Source organism: Streptomyces sp. NPDC111507 (assembly GCF_055638955.1).
In genome coordinates, this window is sequence record NZ_JBVKBU010000016.1 from 182,255 (window position 1) to 200,758 (window position 18,504).

Consider the following 18,504-nt stretch of genomic DNA (forward strand, 5'->3'; position numbering starts at 1 on the left):
CATGGCTCTGCCACCCGGCGGAGTCGTGACGCAACCCTGTCCCCACGGGACGAACAACCGATATCGACGAAAGGACACACCATGGCCCTGCTCGACCTGCAGACGATGGAATCCGACGAGCACACCGGCGGCGGCGGCAACAGCACCGTCAGCCTCCTGTCGTGCATCAGCGCGGCCAGCGTTCTGCTCTGTCTGTGACGAAGCGGTGCCGAACGCTCTGACGAACGGCTCACGCTGAACACTCCGGGCGGTCCGCTCCCGCGAGGGATGGGGCCGCCCGGGGTCGTCCGCCCGATCGGACGGAAACGCGGAAGCGCGGAAGCTCCGAGGGAGTGCACGATGTCGATGGACCCGACGACCGGTGGACTGCTCACCGCGGCGAACCGGCACAGCGGGCCCCGCTGGGCGGCGCTCTGCCTGGTGAGCGTGGCGGCGACAGGCGCGGGACTGCTGTTGCCCGCCGCCCTCGGGCGGGCCTTGGACCTCCTGCTCGCCCACGCCTCGGCGACCCGCTGGGTGCTGATCTGCGCGACTCTCGTCCTGCTGCTGACCGTGCTCGACGCGTGCGAGACCGTGCTCGCCGGCACCCTCGACGCCCGCACCACCGCCTTCCTGCGTCGCCGGGTGACCGGTCACGTCCTGGCCCTGGGGCCGCGTGCGACGCTCCGCTTCGGCCCCGGCGACCTCGTCGCGCGACTCGTGGGAAACGCCGCCCAGGCCGGCACGGCGCCCGGCGCCCGCGCCGCGCTGCTGGCCGCACTCGCCGGCCCGGTGGGGGGCATGGTCGCGCTCGCTGTGATCGACCCGTGGCTCGCGGCCGTGTTCCTTACCGGCGCGCCGCTGTTGACGCTCCTGCTGCGATCCCTCGCCCGGGACACCTCGACGTGCGTGGCCGACTACCAGCGGGTACAGGGGCGCATCGCGTCCGCGCTCGCCGAGGCCGTCGGCGGCACCCGCACCATCCGCGCGGCGGGTACGGCGGACCGGGACGCGGAACGAATCCTGCGACCGCTGCCCGAACTCTCCCAGGCAGGTCGGCGGATGTGGCGGGTACAGGGGCGGGCGGCGGCGCGGGCGGTGGCGGTGGCGCCTCTGCTGCACCTCGCCGTCGTGGCCGTGGCGGGCATGCTGCTCAGCCGGCACCGGCTCTCCGCCGGAGACGTCCTGGCGGCCTCCCGCTACGCGGTCCTCGCCACCGGGGTCGGCGTGCTGGTCGGGCAGCTCTCCGGCCTGGTCCGCGCCCGCACGGCGGCCCGCCGCCTGGGCGAGGTCCTGGCGGAACCCGCCCCTTCGCACGGGGACCGGAGCCTGCCGTCCGACGGCCCTGGCCGCCTGGAGCTGCGCGGGGTCAGCGCCCGACGCGGCGCACGCACGGTGCTCGACGGCGTCGACCTCGTCGTGCCCGGCGGGACGACGCTCGCCCTGGTCGGCCGCTCCGGTGCGGGCAAGTCGCTGCTGGCCGCGCTCGCGGGCCGACTCACCGACCCGGACGCCGGCGAGGTGCTGCTGGACGGCGTCGCGCTGCCCGCCCTCTCCCGCGCCGAACTGCGCGCGGCGGTCGCGTACGCCTTTGACCGCCCCGCCCTTCTGGGCACGACCGTCGAGGACACGATCGCCCTGGGGCTACGCTGCCCCCCTCCCGCCCGCGTCCGGGAGGCCGCTCGCACGGCCTGCGCCGACGCGTTCGTCCGCCGCCTGCTCGACGGCTACGCCACGCCCGTCGCCGACGCCCCGCACTCCGGCGGCGAGGCCCAACGCCTAGGCCTCGCACGGGCGTTCGCCCACGGCGGTCGTCTGCTCGTCCTCGACGACGCGCTCTCCAGCCTCGACACGGTGACCGAGCACCAGGTCACCGAGGCCGTCCTGGGCCGGGCCGCGACCGGCACCCGGCTGGTGGTGGCCCACCGGGCTGCGACGGCCGCCCGTGCCGACACGGTGGCATGGCTGGACGGGGGGCGGGTCCGGGCGGTGGGCACGCATGCACAGCTGTGGCGGCGGCTGCCGGGCTACCGGGCGGTGTTCGGGGCCGCAGAGGAGGAGGCAGGAGCGTGACCCACCGGGACGGACTCCACCGGCTGCACGGACACCCGGGCCACCGCGCCCTGCGCTTTCCGCACGTCGACCGACGGGCGATGGTGCGGCTCGCCGGCTGGTCGGTGCTGGAGACGGGTCAGACGTTCCTCCTCGGCTACGCCCTCGCGCGGGCACTGGACGACGGGTTCCTGGCCGGACGGACCACCGTGGGGCTCGGCTGGCTCGCGGCAGCCGGGCTCGGCGTACTCGTCGGCGCGTACGGCACTGGGCGGGTGTACGGGGCGGTCGCCGCGCTGGTGGAGCCGCTCAGGGACAGGCTCGTCACCGGCGTGGTGCGGCGGGGGGTGCGGGAGGGGGACCGCGGGGCGCTGTCCGGCCTGACCCAGCAGGTCGAGATCGCCCGGGACACCTTCGCGGGCCTGGTGATGGTCTCGCGCTCGTTCGTGTTCACGTCCGTCGGCGCGCTGGCGGGCCTGTGCTCGCTCGCCCCGCCGCTGCTGCTGCCCGTCGTGCCGCCGCTCGCGGCCGCAATGGCTCTGTTCGCAGCGACCCTGCGTCCGCTGGCGCGACGGCAGGAGGCGTACCTCGCCGCCGACGAGGCCCTGGCGGAAAACCTGGGCGCCGTCTGCCCGGGGCTGCGGGACGTCACGGCGGCCGGAGCGGAGGACCGGATCGCCGCGGACGCCGGCGCCCTCGCCGACGCCGAGCAACGGGCGGCCCGCGCCCTGGCCCGCTGGGGCGTGGCCCGCGTCGTCTGTCTCGCACTCGGCGGCCACCTGCCCTTGGTCCTGCTACTGGCCGGCACCCCCTGGCTCCTCGACCACGGGGTCACCCCTGGCGCCGTGCTCGGCGCGCTCGCCTACGTCAGCCAGTCCCTCCTCCCCGCCCTCAGCGGCCTCATCCACGGCTTGGGCACCAGCGGCTCGCGCCTGACAGTGGTGCTGCGCCGGCTGACGCCGCCCCCGCCCGCGGTCTCCCGCCCCGTCGTCACCGAGTTCCCCCCGTACACCCCGCCTCCGTGCCCCTCCACCCCGGCAGCGCCCCCGGCCCTCGCTCTCACGTCCCTCACCTTCTCCTACGGCCTCGCCTGCGCCCCCGTCGTCGACGACCTCACCCTCGCGCTGCCCAGCGGCGCCCACCTGGCCGTCGTAGGGCCGAGCGGGGTCGGGAAGTCCACGCTGGCCGGGCTGGTCGCGGGACTGCTGAAGCCGGTACGCGGAGACATACGGATCTGCGGGTGCCGGGTGCCGGGCCGCGAGGCCGCCGCCGGGCGCGTGCTGATCCCGCAGGAGGCGTACGTGTTCAGCGGCGGCCTCAGGGAGAACCTCGCCCATCTGCGGCCGGATCCCGTCCCCGAGGCGGAGTTGCTCGCCGCGGCCGAGGCGGTGGGGCTCACACCGCTGCTCGACGCCCTGGGCGGGCCGGGGGCGAGTGTGGATCCCGCGGCGCTGTCGGCCGGTGAGCGCCAGCTGATCGCGCTCACGCGGGCGTACCTGTCGTCCGCCCCCCTCGTCCTGCTGGACGAGGCGACCTGCCATCTGGACCCGGTGGCGGAGGAACGGGCGGAGCGGGCGTTCGCGGCCCGGCCCGGCGGCACCCTGGTGGTCGTGGCCCACCGCATCAGCTCGGCCCGCCGCGCCGGCCGGGTGCTGGTGATGGACGGCCCGCGCACGGCCTTCGGGACGCATGAGGAGGTGCTGCGCCGCTCGCCCCTCTACCGCGACCTCGTGGGTGGCTGGGAACCCGGGCAGCTCTCACAGCCAGCCCTGGCCCTGGGAGATGCGGATGGCGTCGATGCGGTTGCGGGCGCCGGTCTTGCGGGTGATGGCCGCCATGTAGTTGCGCACGGTCCCGTGGGACAGGTGCAGGCTCCCGGCGATCTCCGCGAAGGAGGCTCCCTCGGCGGCGAGGGTTAACACGCTCAGCTCCCGGCGGGTCAGCGGCATCTCGGCGGCCTTGAGGAATCCGAACCCCAGCGACTCGCTGACGAAACGTTCCCCCTGAGCGACCTTCCGGATTCCGCGCAGCAACTGCTCGGGCGTCCCCGTCTTGTCGACGTAGCCGAGCGCGCCCGCCTCCAGGGCCCGTTTCAGCAGGCCAGGCCTGTTCGCAGTGGCAAGTACGAGTAAGCGGGGCAGGGCCTGGCCGCCGCCCCGCAGACCTAACTCGCCCAGGGGCGGAATGCCGGCCGTGTCCGAGCAGTCCAGATCCGCCGCGCACACGTCGGGCCGCAACGCGCGCACGTGACAGGACGCCCGGCGCCAGGGGACGTCGTCCACCCGCAGGTCGGGCTCCCGTGACAGCCACTGCGCGAGGACCGATCTGACGAGACATCCGTCGTGCACGAGAAGTACCTGGATCACTGCCGCCCCTTCAGTCTGCCGTACGCCAGTCCTGTGTTGTTGAGCGCGTGCCCATTGTTGGGCCCTCGCACCATTTCTGGGCGCGAAGAACCGGCCATCAGGGTGCGAGGGGGCGCACGCGCAGCGCCCGCACGCCGCGGCGCGCTTCTGCCGAGGAAGCATGGGGGCGCGCGGACGGGGTACACCCCGGCACTCCGTCCGGGGCATGGCCGCCCCGGACCGGAAGTGCGCCCGCCGGTGCGCGCCGCTCGCCGTGCGCGCCAGGCCGCCAGGGGAGCAGATTTGGACCCGGGGATCGCGCGGCCGACGAGGACGTGTCCGTCGGACCAGCCCGATCGGATACGCGGCGCCTGGTCGCGGACGGTGAGACCTGCCCCAGGGAGATGGTCGCCGTGTCCGACGGGCAGACGTCCGGGCAGGCGCCGGCGGCCCTCGGCAACCCGGTCGGCCGGCCGCTGCTGTCGCTGGCGCTGACCTCGATGATGGACGCCGTCGGGGCGCACTCCGGCGCGGTGTACCTGCGGCTGGGCGACGAGCCGGTGTTGGAGATGGCGGTGATGGCGGGGCTGCCCGGTCGTTCGCCGCGCCCTGGGAGCGGGTGGGGCTCAGCGCGCCGATCCCGGTCGCCGAGGCGGTGCGGGAGCGGTGGCTGAGCCCTCGGCGTGGTCCTCGGAGCCACGGCAACGGTCGTTGCCCTCGCTGTCCGACAGCGACTGGCCCGCCGCCCGCGCTGCCCCGCTCCCACACCACCAGCTCGCCATCTATGCGAACTGCTAAAAGAGCCATGTACAGGCGGGCCTCTTTCCGGCTCCTCCGCATCCGAATCCTCACGCGGCTTTGAGCCGGGAGACGATAACGCTTCGTCAGCCGCCACGCCGGAAGATAGGTTCGTACCGTGTGCTACTACGCCGGGAATTCCTACAAACTGCACTACGCGTGCGTGGCCTGCCGCATTGCGTTCAAGCAGCATCCCGGCCTCACGGATCACCGATGCCCCCGATGCTCCACGTCCATGGTCTGTGCAGGTCACGACTTCGCAGCACCACGACGCCGAGACACCAAGGCATGGACCGTCGTGGCCGCGGTCCTGAATTCTGGATTGCGCTACGAAGGCCGGGAGCCCTGCGGCTGCGGAAAGGAACCCAAGTTCCGCCCCCGCACGCGAGCCCAACTGCGAGCACGCCGCATCGCAGCCGCACGAATGGGTACTTCGTTGGCTGAAATGCCGGCACGTCCAGACCCACACACACCGGCATGACTTACCCCGGCGGCCCCGCCTGACCCAAAGATCATTCACGGAACTGCGGCCAGAGCCGCGAATTTGGCCAAGGCTGCTGGCCGCCCCAGTTCGTTCACTTGGCAACGAAGTGGGGAGGATGGGGAGCGATGAGCGACAGGTTGAGGGTCCGGCGGCCGGAGGCTGCCGGACCCTTGTGATCAGTGCTGTCCTGCGGGCTGTGTCAGACCCCCGTGGAAGGCTCCGCGGTATCGGTCGAGGAGAGGGGTGGTTGAGGTGTGGAACGAGGGGGATGTCTGGCAGCTTCGCCGGGGAGAGGATGTGGTCGGCGAGATCTTCATTGAGGAGGGCGACTTCCCTTGGCTGTCCGGACGCTTCGTATCGGGAACGGGCTTCGCCGAGGTGCAGCCTCTGTTCGAGCGTGAATTGGCGCTGACCGAAGAGGAAGAGTGGGACGAGTGGGACTCTGTGGTCAGTGAGATCAACGAGAAGCTCCAGCTCGTCGCCCCAGCGGGGCCGGTCGCTGAGTTCTTGCTGCATGTCGAGGGCGAACGAGCCTGGTTCCGGTGGATCGACGATCCGGTCGACTGACTGGTCTTCCGCCGGTCACGGTGCCCTCCGCAGCGGGACGACGTCGGTTCGGTGATGGGGCATCGTCGGCCGGGCGTCCTCCGGACGGGTGCCGACCCCGATTTTCCCGGCCACGGGGCGGGACCGAAAGGCCCGGGACGACTATCCCGGAGGGCTCCGACGCCGTGATCACACCAGTCACGCTGTGATCCTGTCGGTCCTGGACCGGACCACGAACCTCACATGGCCTCCCCGCCTACCGAGAGACGACGACGCCACCAGAGGTCAGCGCGCCACTGCCGACGATCGGCGACAGGATCAGGCGGAGTGCGCTCGAAGTACACGGCGTTCAGGGAGGCCACTTGGTCCTTCAGCTCGGCGCGCGACCGGCAGGGCAGCTGTTGCAGAACTTCCTCGAGCACGTCACGGGCATGCCTCACATCGTCGAAGGAACAACCGCGGCACGAGCAGTGGGCGTCCTGGGGAGACAAGGGCCGCCGCCCCGGCGGTTGCAAGAACCCTTCATCACGCCGCAGCGCGCGAACCGTGGCGCCGGGGAAGACGTAACAGTCGCCCGAGAGGCGCTCCACTCGATGCATCGCCAGGCTGGTGAGGGCGGAGAGCCCGCGGATCCGACTCGGCGGCGGGTCCTCCCAGATGCGAGGGCCATGGTGCTGGGCGCGCAGGGCGCCAGGCCGTCTACGCGGCATCGGCCCTTCGGCGTGCGGTCACGGCCGTCGTCATGCCTGCCGCACACCTGCGCAGTCAGGGATAAAAGCGAAGCTCAGGCTGACCGGGGTGGTGTGGCCCAATGAGTAAAAGTACTCATGACGCCCACCGAGCTACGGGGAAGGATCGGGGGGTGACGACACTGAGGAAGACGAGAGCCTGGCTCGGGATGCTGCCGTTAGCGGTGATGGTCCTGCTGACGGCGGGGTGCGGAACGCAGCGGGCAGGGGATACCGCCGACGTGTACCGGCGTTCCCATCCAACTCCGACCGGTATATCGACGCCGAGTACACCAGCGGACTTCCTCTGCCCCGGCGAGAGCCCCAAGCCGACGGCGCCCACGGCCGCCACTACCCCCAGCTCAACCGTGCCGCCGACCGACCACTACGCCGAAAACCACGGCTTCAGAGTTCCCATCCCGCTCCACGGCCAGAGCCGCTGCGACGGACTCACCGCCGTCGGACGCGTCAAGAGTGCACTCGAACTGCTGCGCCAGCGCGACGATTTCGCCCCGGGCAGCGTCCGCAACGCGCTGACTGGCCTCGGCTACTCCGCCGGGAAGGTGCAGGCGTACCAGGACGGGTCCGCCGGGGTCGGCTTCCTCATCGACATAGGCGTCTCTCCCTGGTGTGTGGAGGGCACGATGAACAGTGACTCCACCAAGGCGGATGCCTTCGGCGGCTACCCCGACGGCACCGGCTGCGAGCCCCCGAGCGGCGGCCACTGACCACACGTTTACCCAGGTAGATGCAGTGAGCTGTGAGGTTGTGAGGCGGAGTTCGCGCGCCGTCCTTCCGTACGCCCTGGTGCGGCCCGCCGGTGCGCAGGGCGATGGAGGCGTGGGCGAGCAGAACCAGGACCATGAGCACCCGGACAGCAGTTCCCGCAGCAGCTCCACCCGGGCTTCGACGTGGACGACCTCGACGGGGAGGAGAAGCGAGCGCTCACCGCTGCCAGTGCGTCACGGACATAGGTGCGGTGGCGAGGGAGCTCAACTCTGCCTTCGGACACGGATGTTGGGCTCCCTCGTCGCATGCGCGCAGCCGGTCCCCGGGGGTCGATCACCGGGCGGGGTCTACGGCCTCACTGAAGGTCAGCCGATGCCGGAGACCTGCAAGCGGTGGTCCAGTTGTTTTTGATGGTGCTGCGGGCGACCAGCCCCTCGACGGCACCCAAGGTGTCCCGGTCGTCCCGGCTCAGCGCAAGGCCCGCCGCGCGTACGAGAACCGCGTCAGCGCCCTCATCGAGTGATCGCCGCCGTTCGCGGCTGGTGACAGCGTTCTTACTGGCACCCCAAGCAGCGCAACACCGTCGAGTGGTGCATCGACCGTCTCAAGCAGTGGCGAGGCATCACCACCCGCTACGAGAAGACAGCCATGATCTACCTGGCCGGACTCCACATCGCAGGCATCTTTCTCCGGTCCGCCCGATGATCCAAACGAAACTGTCTAGCCTGTTGCCGGGCGTTTGGCGGATACGTCGCGGGCGTAGATGATGGCCGCGCAGGCGAGGATCCACACGGCGAGTACCGCTACGCCTCTGGTCAGACCCTCGTCGTGAAAGTACACGGCGCCCTGGATCGCCCGCACTCCGACGCCGACCGGCAGGATCTCGGACAGCGGGCGCAGCCACCCCGGCAGGTATTGCACGGGCATGATGCCGCCGCTGGTGCTGTTGCCAAGGGTCAGCAGGACGACCGAGGCCAGGCTGAGGCCTGCTGATTTGACCAGGCGCAGGAAGGCCATCGTCGCCAGGCTTGCGGCCGCCGCCATCATCGCGGTGACCCCGGCGATGTTGAGGAAGGGGCCGTGCAGCGCTGCAAACCCGGTGTCGCCGCAGAGCAGGGCGATGATGGCTCCGCCCAGTACGCCGAAGGCTGCCACGCTCAGCATGCGCCGGCGGAAGGACAGCCGAGGAGCGATCTGATAGGTCGTCATGCCGAACAGGTAGCCCGCCAGGACCAGACCGAAGGCGGCGTAGAAGACGGACATGCCGCGCGTGTCGCCGCTGGACGCCGGTACGACGTCCTCCTGCGCCATGGGGTGCCCGCTGGTTTTGGCGACGGCATCGAACGCACCGGTCACCGTCCCGGTGACGGCAGGGCCGTTGGCGCCCGCATACAGCAGGCGCGGGTTTCGCCCAGCGCTCCCCGGGCCATCGGGGGATATGTATGCCGCGTACACCGTGCGGTGCTCGATCGCCTGCCGGGCTTGCGCCTCACTCGGGTACCTCGTGACGCTGAATTCGCCGGGCAGTACGGCGCCGAGCCCTGCCGTGACCTGCAGAACCTGCTGGGCATGTCCGACGGCGGCGATGGGCAGGCGGTGGGGCCTGGGGGCGTGGAAGGCGGCGAGGTAGACGGTGACGAAGATCGTGCCGATGGTCAGGGCGATGGCTACGGGTAGCAGGACGGCCTTGACTCCGGTGGCACCAGGCTGCCGGGGCGCGCTGTCCACCGCGTGAGCTGGGCGGCGACGGGCTGCCGTGCGGACTTCCGGAGGGGCTTTTCGGACGCGGGGGGTGGGATCACCTGCCACGGCGGACGCCTTTGGCGTATGTACGGTCACTGCCCGTCGCATGCAGCTCGTTGCACAGGGCGCTCCCGGCCGGGCGGTTCGCGCATCCGGTTCTCCTGCGCTGTTCAGCCATGGTGGACTTCCCTGCCGCGTGGGGGTGTTGCACGATCTGGCCATCCTTACCCAAGATTCATTACGAACAGATACTGTAATGCATCTAGGGGGCGGGACTCCGGGCGGGTGGCCGGGTCAGCGCAGGGTGCGGGAAATCCCGAGCGCGGCGGTCCGCACGGCGGGGGCGATCTGGGCGGGCCGGAAGCGGGTCTTGGGCAGTGCCACGGAGACGGCTGCGACTGCCAGTCGTCCGGCGAGTACGGGAGCCGCGATGGAGCTGACGCCGGGTGTTGCCTCCTCTTGGTCGTAGGCGAGTCCGGCCACCTGGGCCTGTTCGATGGCAGTGCGCAGGCGGTCCGGATCGGTGATCGAATGGGGTGTCAGGCGGGGCAGCGGCCCGGCCAGCAGCTCTTCGAGCAGTTCCGCGCCGGAGAAGGCCAGCAGGGCTTTGCCGGAACCGGTGCAGGTGAGGGGCAGGCTGCCGCCGAGGCGGGAGGCCACGGGGAGGGTGTCGTGTCCGTGGATCCGCTCCACGTACACGACGTCGTTGCCCTCGCGGACCACCAGGTGCACCGTCTCGTGGGTGGCCTCGAAGAGGTCCTGGAGGAATGGCAGGGCCGCCTCGCGGAGGTCGCGGCTGCGGGGCACCAGGGAGCCGAGTTCGAACAGCTTGCCGCCGAGTCGGTAGGTGTCGCCGTCGCGCTGCAGCAGACCGAGGCGGACCAGGTCGGCAGTGAGCCGGTGCGCCGTGGTCTTCGTCAGGCCTGTCCGCTCCGCGAGTTCCGTAAGACGGAACGGACCGCCAGTGGGCCGGAAACTCTCCAGGATCTTTGTGGCCTTGTCCAGCATGTTGCCATTCATTGCGTTCCGTGTCACGGAACGAAGTTTGCCGTGCCGATCGGTCCGCGTCTATACCGGACATCCGGTCCACCGTTCGGAGCCACGAAACGATGGACGACGCAAGGAGGAAAGATCATGAACGTGCTGACGCGGCGTGTTGTCATGGCGGTCGCTTCTGTCGCACTCACCGGAGCCGCCCTGCTGGGTGCAGGGGGCTCGGCAACAGCTGCCGCCCATCCGTCCGGGCGGACGCCTGCCCGGACGGCCGTGACTGTGGTCGCCGAACCGGCCGACTCCGGCCATGGATCTCATGGCGGCGGTGGCCGCGAACACTGGTCCGGGTCCGACGGCCGCGGCCACACTGGGTTGCGCCACGGGTCCTGTTCCGATGGCGGCGGCCTCGGTGGGTGGTGTCACGGATACGGCCACCGCGACACCGGTCGGTGCGTGAACGCGGATACCTGGGTCTTCGACCAGTTGGCGGACATGAACTCCGTGGACAAGCTGTCCCACGGCGACGGCGACGGCGGCAGCTGGCGCTGACCGCGGCCGCCGGGGGCGGCCGTTGGTTCCAGCCCGGTCACTGCCCAGGGCATGAGGCGGCGTCGCGTGCGGTACTGGAGCGTGGCGCCGCTTTGGGTTTTGCGGACCGCGAGCGGCGTGTGACGGGCGGGGCCGCTTCCCGGAGTTCGGGAACGGCGGTGTGCACGACGTGTGAGCAGTCGCGGCGCCGCCCGGCGGCGGGGAGCACCGCCGCCGGGGGCCGCCGGCCACGGATGAGCCGCCGGTCATGGATGACCGGGACCGGGCAGAGGCCCGGCGGCCGGCATCGCTGCCCGTCAGTACGCGGGTGAGCACTGGGTCAGTGGCTGCGGATCCGTCGGCTGCACGCGATCGCCCCTCGGCACAGCCGGTCACCGCCGAAAGGAGCTCCTTGCGGGCGCGTGAGCGTGCTGCGCCCGGGGGCGCCGAACGGGCGGATGCCCAGTCGTACTTCCAAAAGGCCATCGGGCACCGGCGGTGAAGGCGTGCTGCCTGTGTTCCAACGGCCTGGCCGGCGACGTCGCCGGCCAGGTGGCTCCGCGCCTCGAGCCGAGGTGATCTACGGCTTCGTGATGACGACAGGAGGCACGGTTGCATGCCGTGGCTCGGCCCGTCGGTTCATGCCGTCGCCGGCGAATCCGGTTGCCCGGCAGGCGCGTGGGAGGCGGTGCGGGCCGGGCGGGGCCGGGCGGACGGTGCAGCGTGGGTCGAGATCGTCGGCCACAGGGTGTCGACGACGCGGTCGGCCAGGTCCGTGCTCGCCTGGCCGGTGCGCAGGTAGTCGGCGAAGTAGCTTCCGAAGCACAGGGTCACGATGGTGTCCAGGTCGACGTCCGCACGGACGTCGCCGCGCTGCTGGAGCCGCAGCAGGGTCTCCATCAGCTCATCGCAGCGCGGCTGTACCCCGTGCTTGCGCAACTGTTCCAGGAGGCCGGGGGCTCTCTCGGCCTCGGCCATGAAGTTCCCGTGCAGCGTCATCGCGGCGGGGTTGTGGTAGCAGGGATCCAGGCGGCGTACGGCTTCCCTCATGGCGTCGATCGCGGGCAGCTGGTCCAGGTCCACGGCTGGATATGCCGCGCGCTGTGCGGCGAATCCGTAGGCGAGGGCGTCGATGACGAGGTCGTACTTGTTGGCCCACCGGCGGTAGAGCGTGGGCCGGGTCACACCGGCCTCGGCGACGATGTCCCCGATGGTCATCTGCGTGTACCCGTCGGCGGCAAGGAGCTTGCGCGTCGCCTGGATGATCGCTTCCTCGATCGCGGGATCGCGCGGTCGGCCGCCGCCGCGGGACGCTGCCCCGTCGGTCGCCTCGTTGTCGGATGCTGTGGGGCGCCTGGTGCCGGTGGCGCGGTCGTCACTGCTCATCGTGATCCTCCCTCTCGCCCAAGAGTATCTCTTTGAGTTACAGATATTAACTGCAATGAAATGTTGATTTCCGGGCGAGGGAGGCGGGAAGGACTGCCATGGACCACAGGCGAGAACTCATCGGGCGGGGCATCCCGCTTTTCCGGGAGCTCAAGAACCGCACCGCAGGCAAGGAAGGAACGAGGCTCCTGCTCCACGACACCTGCGAAGCGGTGTCCGAGCCGCTGTTGCACCAGCTGCGCGCGGCCCTGATCGGGAGGTGCCGGCCTGGCCCGGGACCGGCCCACAGCGTAGCGGTGACAGCGGCGGCGTGACAGGGACCTCACGCCCGGGGGAGGCGGAGTTGTCGGGGTGAGAACGCACGGGGGAGTCGTAGCTGACGACGTGGCGGCTCTTGCCCCCTTTCCCCGGCGCGCTGGCAGATGAGCAGCCGCACGGTTGTCGGCGGGCGCGATGCCGCCCCTTTGCGTACTGAGCCAATTCCGCTGCGGGAGCCCTTGACGGGCCGACGCGCACAGCTGGAAGGGTCTGGTCTGTCTGGGATCAGGGCCGGCTCAGGGCCTGGTCGAGATTGAAGGCCGCGCTGATCAGTGCCAGGTGGGTGAAGGCCTGGGGAAAATTGCCCAGCTGTTCGCCGGTGAGTCCGATCTGCTCCGAGTACAGGCCGAGATGGTTGGCGTAGGTGAGCATCTTCTCGAAGGCGAAGCGTGCCTCGTTGAGCCGCCTGGCACGGGTGAGTGCCTCGACGTACCAGAACGAGCAGAGGGAGAAGGTGCCCTCGTGACCGCGCAGCCCGTCGGGGCTGGCGCTCGGGTCGTAGCGGTAGACCAGGGAGTCAGCGACAAGATCGGCGGTGATGGCGCCGAGTGTCGAGAGCCATCTGCGGTCCGTGGGTCCCACGAACCGCACCAGGGGCATGAGCAGCAGCGAGGCGTCCAGGATGTCGGCGCCCTGCTGCTGGACAAACGTGCCGCGCTCGCCTGACCACCCCTGCTCGACAAGCCAGCGGAAGATGTGGTCCCGCTCGGCGGACCAACGGGCGATGTCGGCCGGCAGCCCACGCTGGCGTGAGATCCGGATGGCACGCTCGACGGCAACCCAGCACATGAGCTTGGAGTAGGTGAAGTGCCGCCTGCCGCCGCGGGTCTCCCAGATGCCTTCGTCCGGCTGGTCCCAGTTGCGGCAGACCCACTCGACGATCCTGCAGACCCCGTTCCACAGGTCCATCGAGATCGGCTCGCCGTATTTGTTGCAGAGGTAGACCGAGTCGATGAGCTCGCCGAAGATGTCGAGCTGGAGCTGATCGGCCGCGTTGTTGCCCACGCGCACCGGTGTGGAGCCGCGGTATCCCTCCAGGTGCGTCAGCTCCTGCTCGGGAAGGTCACCGCTCCCGTCGACGCGGTACATGATCTGCAACGGCGCGGCAGAGTCCCCGGCGCACTCCGCGAAGCGGTCATGGACCCAGTCGTCGAAGGCGGCAGCCTCCTCGGTGAAACCCAGCCGCAGCAGCGCATACACGGAGAAAGCCGCGTCACGGATCCACACATAGCGGTATCCCAGTTCCGCTCGCCGCCGACCAGCTCGGGAAGGCTCGTCGTGGGCGCGGCGATCAGCGCACCGGTGGGCGCGTAGGTGAGCAGTTTCAACGTCAGCGCCGAGCGGTGCACCATCTCCCGCCAGCGCCCGGTGTATCTGCTCCTGGCCAGCCAGGCCCGCCAGAACGCGACCGTGGACTCGAAGAGCTGTTCCCCGTCCTGGTCGCGCTCCGGAAGCCCACTGGTGTACAGGTCCAGGATGAAGGTCGCCGTCTGCCCCTGCCGCAATACGAAGTCGGCTCGGACATCGCGACCGTCGTCCCTCAGCGGCACGGTGGCCTGCAGGGACAGCGCCAGCGAGGGGGACTCGAAGGCCACGAACCCGGCTTCGTGCCGCACGACATGTTCCTGCCGTCCGTAGTCGAACCGAGGCGCTGCACACGCGCTGAAGGGAATCATCCCGCGAGCGCAGACCACGCGGCGCACCAGCCGATGGCCACCGGCCTCGCGCGGTGGTTGTCGCACCGGCATGAAGTCCTGTACCTCGCCCACGCCCTCCGGGGTCAGAAACCGGGTGATCAGGATGGTGGTGTCGGGAAAGTGCAACTGTCGGGTGGAGGAGTCCACGGCCGGCAGCAGGGTGAATGCGCCGCCGCGTTCCTGGTCGAGGAGACTTGCGAAGACACTGGGCGAGTCGAACCGTGGACAGCAGTACCAGTCGATCGTGCCGTCGCCGCCCACCAGAGCTGCCGTGTGCAGGTCGCCGATGAGACCGTGGTCCCCGATACGGAGGTATCCGCCTGGGCGAGGGTTAGCTACGGCACCGAAGTGTTGTTCGCAGGCTGTCACCACGACGCCTCCTCATACCTGCGCCTGGTCAGCAGTACGCGGTGTGACGGGCGGAGCGACCACCCAGAGTGAGGGGCCAGCTGTGATGCGAGTCTAGGAGCATTTCTCCCGTGATGCCTCTGGGAGGAACTCGGCGGTCACCGCCACCGCACACCGCGAAGGACGGCGCACGCCACCGCCATTAGACTCGGCCGCACTGCGGCCGGCACCGCCCCGTGCGATGAGCCGACGCGATGGGCGCTGCCTGCGCTGTGCTGATTTCGTACGGCCTGGACAACCGGCCACCCGAACGATGGCGGCGCCGCGATTGGCGCCGGCCAGCAGCGCAGAGCGATGAGCGCCTGAGCGGTTCCCGCCGGACCGTGGCGTGACTTCGACCCTGCCCCTGCGCTTCGGACTCGGTCCACACGGGTGTCGATGCGCAACGGATGACCGGCACAGACCCCCCGCTCGAGGTCCGGACATGATGAACGTGCCACATGGCACAACCACCGATGCAACGGGACGACTGCCAGGACCCCAGAGGCCGCCCGGCGGCGGACTGCGCGATGCCTTCCGCTTCTCCGACAGCCCAGGCAGATATGCGGCCGCCGCGCGCGCGGCGGTGAGCATGGGCGTGCCCCTGGCCGCGGGCGCTGCCGCAGGGCACCTGTCCTGGGGTGTCACTGCCACCATGGGTGCCTTCACCGGCCTCTATGCCACGAGCGAGCCGTACGGCCGGCGGGCGGCGATACTCGCCGCGGCCGGGGCGGGGTTCGTGCTGTGCCTGATCGCAGGGACCCTGGCGGCCGGCCGGCCATGGCCGGCGACGCTGGTGATCGGCGTCGTGGGAGCAGTGGCCACCTATGTCTGCGACGCACTGCGCATCGGACCGCCGGGCGGGTATCTGTTCGCCCTCGTGTGCGGCACAGCCACCGGCATGCCCGCAGACCTTGCGGCAATCCCGCAGCGCGCCGTACTCGCGCTGTCAGGAGCCGCCTGCGCCTGGCTGGTGGGGATGTCCGGCGCACTGGTGAACCGTCACGGGCCCGAGACCACAGCCGTCGCCCAGGGCTACAGCCGCCTCGCGGCATACCTCTCCGCGGTGGGTGGGCCCCGCCAGGACACCGTCCAGCACGAGACTGCCCTCGCACTGCGCGGCGCCTGGTACGCGGCCGTCTCGGCCATGCCCCGGCGGATGCGAAGCGCCGGGACTGAGACCCGTCTACGACTGCACGCGGGCCAGGCCCACCAGCTGTTCTCCGCAGCGATCCACGCCGCCGCAGAATCCAGCGAGCCGATCTCCCACGATCTCATCGACGCTGTTGAATGGATCGGCCGGTCCCTGTCCGGCCCGGACAAAGCCGTACAGCCTTTGCCCCGGCTCTCGTTCCCGAAAGGGGAGCCCCCGGCCCGGCGCGCACTGCGGACCGAGATCAACGAGGCATTGCGCAGTACGGCTGAGGGCCTGCCGTTCCACGTCGAGGATGAACCGCTCGAACCGTCGACCGCGGCCAGGCTGCTGGCCTGCGCCAGGACACGGCACTCGCTTGTACTTCCCGCCGCGTTGCGTGTCGGAGCCGGTGCGGTCATGGCGGGCGCGCTCGCCCACGTGTGTGGACTACCGCAGTCATTTTGGGCGGCCGCGGCCGCGATCGTGGCACTGCAAGGCACGAACGTCACCACCATCGTGGGGCGGAGCCTGCAGCGTGGTGCGGGAACAGCGGTCGGCGTCCTCGCCGCCAGCGGGATCCTCGCCCTGCATCCGGACCCGCCGTCGCTGGTGGCGGCGGTGATGCTCCTGCAGTTCGCCGCCGAGACCGTCATAGCGCGTAGTTATGCGCTCGGAGCAGCATTCATCACCCCGCTGTCCTTGCTCCTGGCCGAGGCAGCACACCCCTCGCTGACTCCGGGGCACCTGGCCGGCGCGCGTCTGCTGGACACGGCACTCGGCTGCCTCGTCGCCGTCCTCACTGCTCTTACATGGGGACGGCGTGCATCGACCGTGCGGCTCCCGGCCACCTTGGGGGGCGTGATCCGTGCAGAAGGCCGGGCGTGGCAGCTGATCCTGGCCGATTCCGGCGAAGCCGAGGACGACGGTGCTCGTCGCGCCCGGCACCGGCTCCGCACGGAGCTGATCAACCTGCGGGCCGTCGCCGACAGCGCTGCCGGCGAGCCTGTGGCCCGCCGTGAGCTGGAACGACTGTGGCCGGCTGTCGCCGCCACCCAGCGGCTCGGCTACCTGGCCGTCGCCGCGTCCCGCTCCCCCCTTCCTCGCGAGGCTCAGCTCAACCACATGGAACGTGCGCAGGTCGGTGCCGCGTTCCAAACCCTCGCTGCTACGGCCGAGACGGGCAGCGGACCACCCGCACTGCGTCTTCCCAGCGTTGGCGCACTGCCCCGCCTGCGTGGCGAACTGCTGGGCTTGTACGACAGCCTCGGCGTCGCTCGTGAAACCGGTGACAGTCGGCGGCGCGACAGGAACGTCCCCTCGTGGAAACGGCTGTGCAAGGGCGGGACCCGCGCCCGTGGCGATGAGTGAACCCGAAGCGGACCCGCGGGCCGGCCTTCCCCGCTGAACCCGCAGAGGAGTTCACGTCGGTATCGGTGTCCGGCCTGACCCCGTACACGGCTGTGCCCGACGGTCGGACGAGCGCATGATCGCCCGGTTCGTGCGGTGGTGAACTCCTCACACGCGCGACGCGAGTTGACGCCGTTGAGGCTGCTCACGAGGTCCGGCAGAGGCGGGCCCCGGGCAGGTACCGAACGAGCAAGTACCTTGGAATTCTTCCCCAGTGAACTCGATCAGGCCTGTCCCGCAGCGGGTACAGGCGTCCCGCACCTGATCACTTCGCAGCGGGTCACTTCCTCACGCCCTGCGACGGTTGCGCCATAGACGCGGGTGTCCCGTGCGCGTGGGTGACCGCCGGCGAGGCGTACGGGCAGGTCGGACATCTGCGGGTGTGGCTGGAGGAACGCCGAGTCGCGCACGTGCCGGCCACGAAGGCCGACGACAGGGTGATCACCGCACACGCGGACGAACGCGTGGACCAGCCGGCTGACGCGGTGCCCCGGCAGGCGTGGTCAAGGTGAGTGCGCCTGGTCAGGACACGACGATCTCCGCCCACCGTACTGTCGCGCCGTCGGGGCCGGTGAAAGCTCCGTGGCGGGATGCGAGCGCGGCGATCACCACAGTGCCGCGACCGTGTTCCTCCGCGGGACGGTCGGGGCAGGGCGAGGAACCCTCGGCCGGTCCGCCGTCGGCGACCTCCACCCGTATGCTCGACTGCCCGCAGCGGGAGAGCATCTTCCAGGAGATGCGCACATCGGGGTGTGCGTGGCAGATGGCGTTGGTGACCAGCTCGGAGACGACCACCGCTGCGCGGGCGATGTAGTCCCCGCTTACACCCCAGTGGTGAAGCAGCGAAAATGTCAGCCGTCGGGCTCTGGACGCCGCGGAGACGGAGTGCGGCAGCGGGCAGGTGAACGCTCGGACGACCGGACCCCTGCTGCCGAGGCGTCTGAGGCCGGGGCGGCGTCCGGAGGGTCCGGGCCCGCCCTCGCCCAGGACCGGCAGCTGCGATGTACGGGCTCGACGCACGTTCTTCCCGCCGGTCACAGCGTCACCACTCGCCGGCCGCAGGGCCTTCGCCAGCGGGAACGGCGCAGATACCACCTGGGACTGGCACACCGGCCCCGGGTCCTGCGGGTGGCGGGCCACGGCGGGTTCGGGGTGTTCTTGCACGGTCATGATGTGTCCGCCTTTGTCCTTGTCGGCGTGTACGCGCGCGAGTTGGTCCGCTGTTCGCAGCAGAACCCGTGCAGCGTGG

Annotated in this window: 11 protein-coding genes and 6 pseudogenes; 11 read left to right on the forward strand and 6 right to left on the reverse strand. The window is 70.5% G+C overall.

What is annotated here, in order from left to right; translation table 11 throughout:
• Positions 1-81 precede the first annotated feature (81 nt).
• The 3 genes from ACZ7M2_RS41850 (at position 82) to ACZ7M2_RS41860 (ending at position 3,950) form a co-directional block, all read left to right on the forward strand.
• Positions 82-198 carry a SapB/AmfS family lanthipeptide gene (locus tag ACZ7M2_RS41850; RefSeq protein WP_054233519.1) on the forward strand — a complete coding sequence of 39 codons (117 nt, stop codon included), beginning with the start codon at positions 82-84 and terminating at the stop codon, positions 196-198.
• 141 nt (positions 199-339) lie between these two features.
• On the forward strand, positions 340-2,052 hold the full coding sequence (locus ACZ7M2_RS41855) for an ABC transporter ATP-binding protein (protein ID WP_471599788.1): 1,713 nt from the start codon (positions 340-342) through the stop codon (positions 2,050-2,052).
• Positions 2,053-2,132: 80 nt separating this feature from the next.
• Positions 2,133-3,950 (forward strand): ATP-binding cassette domain-containing protein, encoded by a 1,818-nt coding sequence (locus ACZ7M2_RS41860; RefSeq protein WP_471599836.1) that lies wholly within the window; start codon positions 2,133-2,135, stop codon positions 3,948-3,950.
• Here the strand turns inward: ACZ7M2_RS41860 and ACZ7M2_RS41865 are convergent.
• Positions 3,873-4,604, reverse strand: a pseudogene (locus ACZ7M2_RS41865) (LuxR C-terminal-related transcriptional regulator); the annotation flags it as partial. The gene ACZ7M2_RS41860 and the pseudogene ACZ7M2_RS41865 sit on opposite strands and share 78 nt — an antisense overlap.
• Before the next feature lie 176 nt (positions 4,605-4,780).
• Between ACZ7M2_RS41865 and ACZ7M2_RS41870 the strand changes: the two are divergent.
• From ACZ7M2_RS41870 to ACZ7M2_RS41890, 5 genes and pseudogenes are all read left to right on the forward strand, one after another.
• Positions 4,781-5,049, forward strand: a pseudogene (locus ACZ7M2_RS41870) (PAS sensor protein); the annotation flags it as partial.
• 861 nt (positions 5,050-5,910) lie between these two features.
• Entirely contained in the window at positions 5,911-6,225 is a 315-nt protein-coding gene (locus tag ACZ7M2_RS41875; RefSeq protein ID WP_471599837.1) for a hypothetical protein, read from the forward strand.
• 1,075 nt (positions 6,226-7,300) lie between these two features.
• Positions 7,301-7,660, forward strand: a complete 360-nt coding sequence (locus ACZ7M2_RS41880) for a hypothetical protein (RefSeq protein WP_471599789.1) — start codon at positions 7,301-7,303, stop codon at positions 7,658-7,660.
• Between the two features lie 141 nt (positions 7,661-7,801).
• A pseudogene (locus ACZ7M2_RS41885) lies at positions 7,802-7,879 on the forward strand (VOC family protein); the annotation flags it as partial.
• A 349-nt stretch (positions 7,880-8,228) separates the two neighbouring features.
• A pseudogene (locus ACZ7M2_RS41890) lies at positions 8,229-8,366 on the forward strand (IS5/IS1182 family transposase); the annotation flags it as partial.
• A 15-nt stretch (positions 8,367-8,381) separates the two neighbouring features.
• Here the strand turns inward: ACZ7M2_RS41890 and ACZ7M2_RS41895 are convergent.
• The 3 genes from ACZ7M2_RS41895 to ACZ7M2_RS41905 all read right to left on the reverse strand — a co-directional run bounded on the left by ACZ7M2_RS41895 (position 8,382) and on the right by ACZ7M2_RS41905 (position 12,311).
• Complete coding sequence (locus ACZ7M2_RS41895) at positions 8,382-9,389, reverse strand: ABC transporter permease (protein WP_471599790.1); 1,008 nt, start codon at positions 9,387-9,389, stop codon at positions 8,382-8,384.
• Between the two features lie 309 nt (positions 9,390-9,698).
• Positions 9,699-10,412 carry an IclR family transcriptional regulator gene (locus tag ACZ7M2_RS41900; RefSeq protein WP_471599838.1) on the reverse strand — a complete coding sequence of 238 codons (714 nt, stop codon included), beginning with the start codon at positions 10,410-10,412 and terminating at the stop codon, positions 9,699-9,701.
• 1,152 nt (positions 10,413-11,564) lie between these two features.
• Positions 11,565-12,311: a TetR/AcrR family transcriptional regulator gene (locus ACZ7M2_RS41905; RefSeq protein ID WP_471599791.1), complete on the reverse strand. Its 747-nt coding sequence runs from the start codon at positions 12,309-12,311 to the stop codon at positions 11,565-11,567.
• 98 nt (positions 12,312-12,409) lie between these two features.
• Between ACZ7M2_RS41905 and ACZ7M2_RS41910 the strand changes: the two genes are divergently transcribed.
• Positions 12,410-12,625 (forward strand): hypothetical protein, encoded by a 216-nt coding sequence (locus tag ACZ7M2_RS41910; protein WP_471599792.1) that lies wholly within the window; start codon positions 12,410-12,412, stop codon positions 12,623-12,625.
• Positions 12,626-12,854: 229 nt separating this feature from the next.
• On the opposite strand, the pseudogene ACZ7M2_RS41915 reads toward ACZ7M2_RS41910, so the two are convergent.
• Positions 12,855-14,695: pseudogene (locus ACZ7M2_RS41915) on the reverse strand (glycoside hydrolase family 15 protein).
• A gap of 610 nt (positions 14,696-15,305) precedes the next feature.
• Between ACZ7M2_RS41915 and ACZ7M2_RS41920 the strand changes: the two are divergent.
• Complete coding sequence (locus ACZ7M2_RS41920; protein ID WP_471599793.1) at positions 15,306-17,216, forward strand: FUSC family protein; 1,911 nt, start codon at positions 15,306-15,308, stop codon at positions 17,214-17,216.
• 347 nt (positions 17,217-17,563) lie between these two features.
• Positions 17,564-17,764, forward strand: a pseudogene (locus tag ACZ7M2_RS41925) (IS701 family transposase); the annotation flags it as partial.
• A 13-nt stretch (positions 17,765-17,777) separates the two neighbouring features.
• On the opposite strand, the gene ACZ7M2_RS41930 reads toward ACZ7M2_RS41925, so the two are convergent.
• The gene (locus tag ACZ7M2_RS41930; RefSeq protein WP_471599794.1) at positions 17,778-18,425 is read right to left on the reverse strand and encodes an ATP-binding protein; all 648 of its coding nucleotides are present in this window, start codon (positions 18,423-18,425) and stop codon (positions 17,778-17,780) included.
• Positions 18,426-18,504: the final 79 nt, after the last annotated feature.

Bases quoted from the DNA above. Each gene is read 5' to 3' on its own strand.
- ACZ7M2_RS41850 (WP_054233519.1), top strand. From the start codon at position 82: ATGGCCCTGCTCGACCTGCAGACGATGGAATCCGACGAGCACACCGGC.
- ACZ7M2_RS41855 (WP_471599788.1), top strand. From the start codon at position 340: ATGTCGATGGACCCGACGACCGGTGGACTGCTCACCGCGGCGAACCGG.
- ACZ7M2_RS41860 (WP_471599836.1), top strand. From the start codon at position 2,133: ATGGTGCGGCTCGCCGGCTGGTCGGTGCTGGAGACGGGTCAGACGTTC.
- ACZ7M2_RS41900 (WP_471599838.1), bottom strand. From the start codon at position 10,412: ATGCTGGACAAGGCCACAAAGATCCTGGAGAGTTTCCGGCCCACTGGC.
- ACZ7M2_RS41905 (WP_471599791.1), bottom strand. From the start codon at position 12,311: ATGAGCAGTGACGACCGCGCCACCGGCACCAGGCGCCCCACAGCATCC.
- ACZ7M2_RS41910 (WP_471599792.1), top strand. From the start codon at position 12,410: ATGGACCACAGGCGAGAACTCATCGGGCGGGGCATCCCGCTTTTCCGG.
- ACZ7M2_RS41920 (WP_471599793.1), top strand. From the start codon at position 15,306: ATGGGCGTGCCCCTGGCCGCGGGCGCTGCCGCAGGGCACCTGTCCTGG.
- ACZ7M2_RS41930 (WP_471599794.1), bottom strand. From the start codon at position 18,425: ATGACCGTGCAAGAACACCCCGAACCCGCCGTGGCCCGCCACCCGCAG.